Genomic DNA, 8,201 nt, shown 5'->3' on the forward strand with positions numbered 1-8,201 from the left:
GTCGGTCACCACGACGCTAGGCCAGGGGTGTGACAGAACCGGACAACGAGGCAGCAGCCACCCCGAATCCGATCATCAACCGTCAGGAACGGGCGAGCCGCCGCAGCAGGGAGTCCGCGCCCAGCGGGTACGCGCCGTGCCGGCGCACCCCGTCCGCGACCTCGCGGTCGGAGGAGACCACGACGACCGGCCGGCCCGCCGGCTCGGCCCGGACCAGCCGGCGGATCAGCTCGTCGGCGGTCTCCCCCTTGCGGGAGAAGAGCACCCGTACGCCGCGCGGCGCGGGCGGCAGCCCGTGGATCCGCTCGGCGCCGTCGAAGACCACCGTGACCTCGTCCCCGGTCTGCGCGGCGATGCCGCCCAACCCGCTGATCAGCCGTTTGCGCTGCTGCTCCAGGGACATCTCGCCGAAGCCCCGCTTGGTGACGTTGTAGCCGTCCACCACGAGGTGGGCCTTCGGCAGGGCGAGGAGCTGGTCCAGCCGGGCCGGGTCGTCGGTGTCCCGGGCCCGGGCGGCCGCGCCGGCCCAGGTGGTGGTCGACTGGTCGGCGAACGCGTCGGCGACGAAGTCGGCGGGCAGCCGGTCGACCGGGTCGAGGGCCAGCTCGCGGCGCAGCCCGACCGCGGCCTGCCCGATGGTCTCCAGCAGCAGCCACAGCTTGGCGTCGTCGACCGAGCGGGCCTCCTTGGCGCTGGTCCGGGCCACCCCCGCCGCAGCCTCCGCCTCGGCCAGCCGGGCCCGCGCCCGGCGCAGCTCGGCGTCCACGTCGGCCGCCGCACGGGCGGCCCGGCCCCGCTCGGTGGCGAGCATCTCGGTGGCCTTGCGCTCCCGGGCCTGGGTCTCCCGCAGGGTACGGGTGAGCTGGCGGGCCTCCTCGCGGAGCTGCCCCAGCTCCTCCCGGACCCGGGCCAGCTCGTCGCGGAGCTTCTCCGCCTCGACCCGGGCCACCGCCCGGTCGTGCTCGGCGCGGGTGGCCCGCTGCTCGGCCTCCCGGACCAGCTCGGCCACCACCGCGCTGTCCGCCTCGGCGCGTACCGCCGCGCCGCTGGCCTCGATCAGCTCCCGCCAGCCCCGGGGCCGGGCCAGGTAGGCGAGGGCGGCCACCTCGACCGGGTCGGCGGCGGCCGGGGCGGTCCCCTCGACGACGGCCGCACCCAGGTCGCCGGCGTCGGCCAGCACCCGCGCGGTGACCCGCTGCCGGAACAGCGGGTCGGCGGTGAGCTGGGTGGCGATGGCCGGCGCGCCGAGCCGGGCGCGCCGGTTGGGGGCGAACTTGGCCACCCGGCGCAGCGGGACGGGCACCTCGTCGGCGGGCAGACCGGGCAGCACGGCGGCGGTCAGCGTCACGATCCGCTGCCGGACCGGCTCGGGCAGGGTGGGCTCCGGCTCGGGCACGGCCCAACCCGTCGCCTCGTCGTCCGCGCCGGCGTCGGTCTCCCCGTCGGCGGCGTCCGGATCCCGGGCGTCCCAGGCCTCACCGGCGTCGTGCGCGGCGACCACCGGCTCCTCCTCGGAGAAGCGGGCGTCGTGCGGCTCGGTGAGGGGCATGTGGCAAGTCTCCCACCCCGAACGGGCCCACCGCCCGGTGAGTGAGCCGATCTCTCATCGTACCCCTTGGTAACGGACGGGGCCGGTGGGACGGGAGTGTCGGACCCGGCCGCTAGCGTGCCGCGCGTGACCGGAGCGGAGTACGTCCAGGAGGCGCTGGCCGGCCTGGACCGGGCGGCGGGCAGCGGGGTCGACCCCGCGCTGCCGCTCTACGCGACCACCTTCGTGGTGGTCGACCTGGAGACCACCGGCGGCGCGCCGGACGGCGGCGGCATCACCGAGATCGGCGCGGTGAAGGTGCGCGGCGGCGAGGAGCTGGGCGTGCTCGCCACCCTGGTCAACCCCGGGGAGCCGATCCCGCCGTTCATCACCGTGCTGACCGGCATCACCCAGGCCATGCTGCTCCCCGCCCCGCCGATCGAGCAGGTGCTGCCGAGCTTCCTGGAGTTCCTCACCGACGCCGTGCTGGTCGCCCACAACGCGCCGTACGACGTGGGCTTCCTCAAGGCCGCCTGCGCGAAGCACGGCTACCGCTGGCCCAACCCCCGGGTGTTGGACACCGCGGCGCTGGCCCGCCGGGTGCTCACCCGCGACGAGGTGCCCAACCGCAAGCTGGGCACCCTGGCGGCATACTTCCGCACCGCGACCCAGCCGACGCACCGCGCGCTGGACGACGCGAAGGCCACCGTCGACGTGCTGCACGGGCTGATCGGGCGGCTCGGCGGGCAGCGGGTGGACACGGTCGGCGAGGCGATCGAGTTCGCGAAGGCGGTCACCCCCACCCAGCGCCGCAAGCGCCACCTCGCCGACGGGCTGCCGAAGGTGCCCGGCGTCTACATCTTCCGCGCCGCCGACGACCGGCCGCTCTACGTCGGCACCTCCGGCGACATCGCCACCCGGGTGCGCAGCTACTTCACCGCCAGCGAGAAGCGGGCCCGGATCTCGGAGATGCTGGCCGCAGCCGAGCGGGTCGAAGCGGTGGAGTGCGCCCACTCGCTCGAGGCGGAGGTCCGCGAGCTGCGGCTGATCGCCGCGCACGCGCCGCCGTACAACCGGCGCTCCAAGTACCCGGAGCGCCAGGTCTGGCTGAAGCTGACCGAGGAGGCGTACCCCCGGCTGTCGATCGTGCGCGACCTCGGCGCCACCGACACCGCCTACCTCGGTCCGTTCCGCTCCAAGCAGGCCGCCGAGCTGGCCGCCGCCGGCTTCCACGACGCGGTGCCGCTGCGCCAGTGCACGCACCGGCTCTCCCGACGCGCCACCATGCCGGCCTGCGCGCTGGCCGAGCTGGGGCGCTGCCCGGCGCCCTGCGAGCACCGGATCACCCCGGAGGAGTACGATCACCGCGCCGCCACCCCGTTCCGCACCGCCACCACCAGCGACCCCCAGGTGGTGGTGGACGCCCTGCTCGCCCGGATCGAGGGGCTCTCCCGCGCCCAGCGGTACGAGGAGGCCGCGGTGATCCGCACCCGGCTGGTCGCGGTGCTGCGCGCGGCGGTGCGGATGCAGCGCCTGGCCGCGCTGACCGGTATCGCCGAGCTGGCCGCCGCGCGCCCGGCCGCCCGGGGCGGCTGGGAGCTGGCCCTGGTCCGGTACGGCCGGCTGGCCGGCGCGGGGGTCTCGCCACCGGGTGTCCACCCGCGACCGACGATCAACGCGATCCGGGCCACCGCCGAGACGGTGCTGCCCGGGCACGGCCCGGTCCCGGCCGCCTCGGCCGAGGAGACCGAGCGCATCCTGTCCTGGTTGGAACGACCGGAGACCCGGCTGGTGGAGGTGTCCTCCGGCTGGGCGTCCCCGATCGGCGGTGCGGGGCGGTTCCGTGCCCTGCTGACGAAGGCGGAAAACGGGGGGTCCCACCAACTCTCGACCGAACGCTCATGACCAAGTGTCCGATCGGACTACGTCAACTCGCTTAGGCTGTTAGAGAAGTGCAGTCCTGCCCGTTTCGCGGGCCTGCTCCCGGTCGCCGGACGCGGCGACCCGGGGCCGGGGTGAGGAGGTGTCCCAGGTGGACGTCGACGCCGGACACGGCGCCGCCCTGGGCGGCGCCCTTCCGACCCAGCCCGGCGAGCTGCCGCTGACCCGCCGGCTGCGCTCCCTGCTCACCTGGCCCACCACCGACAACGACCCGGTCACCGCGCTGGTCCGCGCCCACCGCGGCATCCACGCCAGCGCCGACGCCTCGATGCTCCGGCGGGCGTACACGATCGCCGAGAACATGCACCGCGGGCAGTTCCGCAAGAGCGGTGAGCCGTACATCACCCACCCGCTCGCCGTCGCCCAGATCTGCGCGGACCTCGGCATGGACACCATCACCCTGGTCGCCGCGCTGCTGCACGACACCGTGGAGGACACCCGCTACACCCTCCAGGCGCTGCAGGAGGACTTCGGCCGCGAGGTCGCCCACCTGGTCGACGGGGTGACCAAGTTCGACAAGGCGTTCTACGGCAAGGCCGCCGAAGCGGAGACGACCCGCAAGATGATCGTCGCAGCCGGCAAGGACGTCCGGGTGCTGATCATCAAGCTGGCCGACCGGCTGCACAACATGCGCACCCTCGGCGTACGCTCCGCCGCCTCCCGGGAACGCATCGCCCGTAAGACCCTGGAGGTGCTCGTCCCGCTCTGCGACCGGTTGGGCATCCAGACACTCAAGCGCGAACTGGACGACGTGGTGCTGCTGCACCTCCAGCCCGAGGAGCACGCCCGGATCGTCCGGCACCTGCACGACCGGCCGGGCTGGGACGCCTATCTCGACGCCGTGGTGGCGAAGACGAAGCTGCCGCTGCGCCGCAACCGGGTCGACGCCGAGGTCTCCCCCCGCCCTCGGCACCTCTACTCGATCTGGAAGGACACCGTGGCGGGCGGCCACACCGCGCCGTTCGACCTGCCCCGTATCGCGATCGTGGTGGCAGGCCCGGCCACCGACTGCTATGCCGCGCTCGGCGCGGTACACGGACTCTGGCGGCCGGTGCCGGGCCGGTTCAAGGACTTCATCGCCTCCCCGAAGAACAACCTCTACCGCTCCCTGCACACCAGCGTCTGCGGCCCACAGGACCGCACCGTGGAGGTGCTGATCCGCACCGAGGAGATGCACCACTCCGCCGAGTACGGCGTTGCCGCCCACTACCGCTTCCCGCGCGACGCCGGGCGCGCCGCCGACCGGACGGACGAGCTGGCCTGGCTGCGCCGGGTGCTGGACTGGGAGCAGGAGGCCGTCGACCCGACCCAGTTCATGGAGTCGCTGCGCTGCGACCTGGCCGAGGCACAGATCCAGGTGGTCGCCGACGGCCGGCAGGTCGTCCTGCCGGCCGGCGCGACGCCGGTCGACCTCGCGTACGAACTGGGCACCGAGCGGGGCGACCACTGCCTCGCCGCGCGGATCAACGGGCGGCTGGCCCCGCTCTCCTCCGAGCTGGAGGAGGGCGACGTGGTGGAGATCTTCACCGAGAGCGACGCGGAGAGCGGCTTCGAAGCCGACGTCGCCCCGCGCGGGCCGCGCCGCGAGTGGCTGCGCTTCGTCAAGTCGCCGCACGCCCAGATGCAGATCAACCGCTGGTTCGCCGAGCACACCGAGCCGGGCATCTCGATCGCCGACAAGGTACGCCTCGGCCGGGCCACCGTCGGGCTGGCCCTGCGCAAGCACAACCGGGGGCTGGCCAGCGATCTGCCGCTGCTGCGCCTCTCCGAGGAGCTGGGCTATCCGGACCTGGAGACCCTGCTCGTGGCGGTCTTCGACCGGGCGGTCGAGCCGGACGCCGTGGTCGAGCAGCTGATCGATCTCGTCGACCACCGGCAGTAGCGAACGCCGCTCGTACGGGCGGCTGCCCGGCCACTAGCCTGGAGGCATGATCCCCCGCGCGCGTGCCACCGGACGGGCCATCGGCTACCAGCTCTTCTACCGACTCCCCGTCCCGCTGCGACGCCGGCTGGTCCGGCTGGCCGTGCCGAAGTACATCGTCGGCGCGGTCGCCCTGGTCCGGGACGCCGAGGCCGAGGGCGCGGGGCGAATCCTGCTGCTGCGCCAGCCGCCGGGCTACAGCTGGACCCTCCCGGCCGGGCTGCTGCAACGCGGCGAGGCGCCGGTGGTCGGCGCGGCCCGCGAGCTGTACGAGGAGTCCGGCATCCGGCTCTCCCCCGACCGGCTCCGCCCGGCCGTACCGAACGCCGTGGTGCACGCCAAGGGCTGGGTGGACGTGGTCTTCGAGACCGAGGTGCCGGCGTCGACGACCGAGCTGGCGGTGGACGGCGCCGAGGTCTTCGAGGCGGCCTGGCACCCGCTGGACGACCTGCCCCGGCTGAGCCGGGCCACCGCCAACCTGCTCGCCCACTACAACATCGGCCCGCGCGTCGGCGAGGTGCCGCCGGCGACGCCGCCGACCGCGTGACCGGCCCCCGGCCACGCCCCGGCCCTGCCGGTCCAGGCGGCGCGAACCGCCCTGCCGGTCCAGGCGGCCCGATCCGCCCCGCCGGTCCAGCCGGCGCGACCGGCCCCACCGGCGCCACCGACCCCACCGGTGCGACGAGCCCCGCCCGTGGGACCGGCCCCGCCCGGTCGAACGGCGCGGCCGGCCCCGGCCGGCAGGCGCAGGTGGACGTCTGCGCGGTGGTGCTCGCCGCCGGCGAGGGCACCCGGCTGCGACCGCTGACCGAACGCGTACCCAAGGCGCTCTGCCCGGTCGGCAACGTGCCGCTGCTGGACCGGGCCCTGGACCGCCTCGCCGGGATCGGCCTGGCCGGGCCGGAGCGGGTCGCGGTCAACGCCTGCTACCTGGGCGACCAGGTGGTGGCCCACGTCGGGTCCCGGGCTCACCTGTCGGTCGAGCCGGGTGACCCGCTGGGCACCGCCGGCGGGCTGGGCAACCTCCGGGACTGGATCGCCGGGCGGGGGGTGCTGGTCGGCAACGCCGACGCGTACCTGGCGGATCGCGGCGCCCCGCCGGGGCCGGACGTGGCCGCGCTGCTGGACGGCTGGGACGGGCGGAGCGTACGCCTGCTCGGCCAGCCGGCCGACGACCCGGCGGCCCCCGGCACCTTCAGCGGCCACCGGTTCGTCGGGTTCTCGCTGCTGCCCTGGCGGCTGGTCCGGGCCCTGCCGCCGACCTTCGGCGACCTGGTCCGGGCGGTGTGGCGGCCGGCGGAGGCCGCCGGCGCGCTGGAGGTGGTGCCCTACCGGGGCGTCTTCTACGACACCGGCACCCCGGCCGGCTACCTGGCGGCCAACCTGCACGCGGCCGGCGACGGCAGCCTGGTCCACCCGGCCGCCACGGTGACCGGGCCGGTGGACCGGGCGGTGGTCGGCCCGGGCGCGACGGTCCGCGGCGCGGTCACCCGGGCGGTGGTCTGGCCCGGCGCCACGGTCCGCGAGGGCGAGCGGCTCACCGACGCGATCCGCGCCGGCGACGACGTGACCGTCCCGGCGGGCGGGATCCACCGGCCGGGGACGGCGTGACCGACGGAGCCTCTAGTGCGGTGTCCACTAACGTTCACCGGGTTTCCGGTGGTTGTTGTGGATCCTCGCCGTGTGGGCGAGCGACTCCCCACCGGGTGGTGGGGCGGGCCTGCGCGGGCCAACTGATCCTCGCGCCGCCCAGGGCGGGCGGCGGGGGTCACGTCGGGACCGGCCGGCACCGGGGAGGTGTCGGCCGGCTCGACGGTGCGTGACCACGTCCGGCACCCGGATGGGTGCGGGGGTGGTGGGTCCGCCGCCTGGGGTGCGGGTGGCGATGATGGCGGCCGCGACCAGGTCACGGTGCCCGGAAAATGCGCAGTGCGGGCAGAACAGGGTTCGCCCGCGCGGTTTCGGCACCCGCCGCTGGCAGGCGGGGCAGGTGGAGGACGTGCCACGCTCGTCGACGGGGTGCACGGTGATGCCGGCCAGGACGGCTTTGTCGGTGAGGACCTGCAGGAGCCGGCCGATCTGCCACTGCCGTAGCCGCAGGTTGTGCCGCCGCCCCGCGTCGATGTCGAGGACGCCGCGCGGGTCACCGACGTGTAGGACACCGATCCGCTCGCGTACTGCCCAGGAGACAACCTGGCGGGCGGCTTCGTGCTGGGCCTGCCTCACCCGGCGCCGGTGCCGGCCCTCCACCATGCGCGCCCGCTGCCGGTACTGGCGCCACCGCCGTGACCCTCGTTGGCCGGGCTTCGGCACGCGGTGGGCGACGGCGCGGCGGCGGGCTTTGGTGTCGGCCAGGTGCATGCGGTGTTCGGCGCGGATCGCCCGCCCCGACACCAACAACCCCGCACCGTCCGGTCCGGCCACCGCATACGGGTGGATGATTCCCAGGTCCACGCCGGCCACCCTGGCCGGGTCGGGTTCCTCACCGGGCGGGTAAGCCGCGACCGGGACTTCGGCGGTCACGTCCAGGAACAGCCGACCACCCTCACACACCAAGGTGATCGAGCGGACCTGCCCGACCGGATACGGCAGCTCCCGCGCCAACCTGACCGACAACGGTGGCGCGCCCTTCGCCATCGGGATCCGGACCCGGCATCCATCGATGTCGAACGTGCCGTGATACCAGCGCACCGGCATCAACGCGCGCCGCCGACGCGGGAACCTGGCCGACAACTCACCGTCGTTGCGGCGTTTCGCCGCCGCGAACCACGCATCGGAGAACCGGCGCAACACCGACCGGGCCCCCGTGCT

The 8,201-nt window shown here is 75.0% G+C and carries 6 protein-coding genes; 4 read left to right on the plus strand and 2 right to left on the minus strand.

Annotated features, from left to right (window positions below; all coding sequences use genetic code 11):
* Window positions 1-82 precede the first annotated feature (82 nt).
* Window positions 83-1,549 (minus strand): NYN domain-containing protein, encoded by a 1,467-nt coding sequence (locus ACFYOS_RS10075; RefSeq protein WP_387137892.1) that lies wholly within the window; start codon window positions 1,547-1,549, stop codon window positions 83-85.
* Between the two features lie 126 nt (window positions 1,550-1,675).
* Between ACFYOS_RS10075 and ACFYOS_RS10080 the strand changes: the two genes are divergently transcribed.
* The 4 genes from ACFYOS_RS10080 to ACFYOS_RS10095 all read left to right on the plus strand — a co-directional run bounded on the left by ACFYOS_RS10080 (window position 1,676) and on the right by ACFYOS_RS10095 (window position 7,001).
* Window positions 1,676-3,433: a DEDD exonuclease domain-containing protein gene (locus ACFYOS_RS10080; RefSeq protein ID WP_387137895.1), complete on the plus strand. Its 1,758-nt coding sequence runs from the start codon at window positions 1,676-1,678 to the stop codon at window positions 3,431-3,433.
* A gap of 127 nt (window positions 3,434-3,560) precedes the next feature.
* Entirely contained in the window at window positions 3,561-5,351 is a 1,791-nt protein-coding gene (locus ACFYOS_RS10085; protein ID WP_387137953.1) for a RelA/SpoT family protein, read from the plus strand.
* 46 nt (window positions 5,352-5,397) lie between these two features.
* Entirely contained in the window at window positions 5,398-5,937 is a 540-nt protein-coding gene (locus tag ACFYOS_RS10090; protein ID WP_387137898.1) for an NUDIX hydrolase, read from the plus strand.
* A gap of 203 nt (window positions 5,938-6,140) precedes the next feature.
* Window positions 6,141-7,001, plus strand: coding sequence for an NDP-sugar synthase (locus ACFYOS_RS10095; protein ID WP_387137900.1), 861 nt, complete (start codon window positions 6,141-6,143; stop codon window positions 6,999-7,001).
* 27 nt (window positions 7,002-7,028) lie between these two features.
* Here the strand turns inward: ACFYOS_RS10095 and ACFYOS_RS10100 are convergent.
* On the minus strand, window positions 7,029-8,201 hold a 1,173-nt coding region (locus ACFYOS_RS10100), incomplete at its 5' end, for an RNA-guided endonuclease InsQ/TnpB family protein (protein ID WP_387137903.1).

This window comes from Micromonospora sp. NPDC005806, from assembly GCF_042871425.1.
Classification (GTDB): domain Bacteria; phylum Actinomycetota; class Actinomycetes; order Mycobacteriales; family Micromonosporaceae; genus Micromonospora.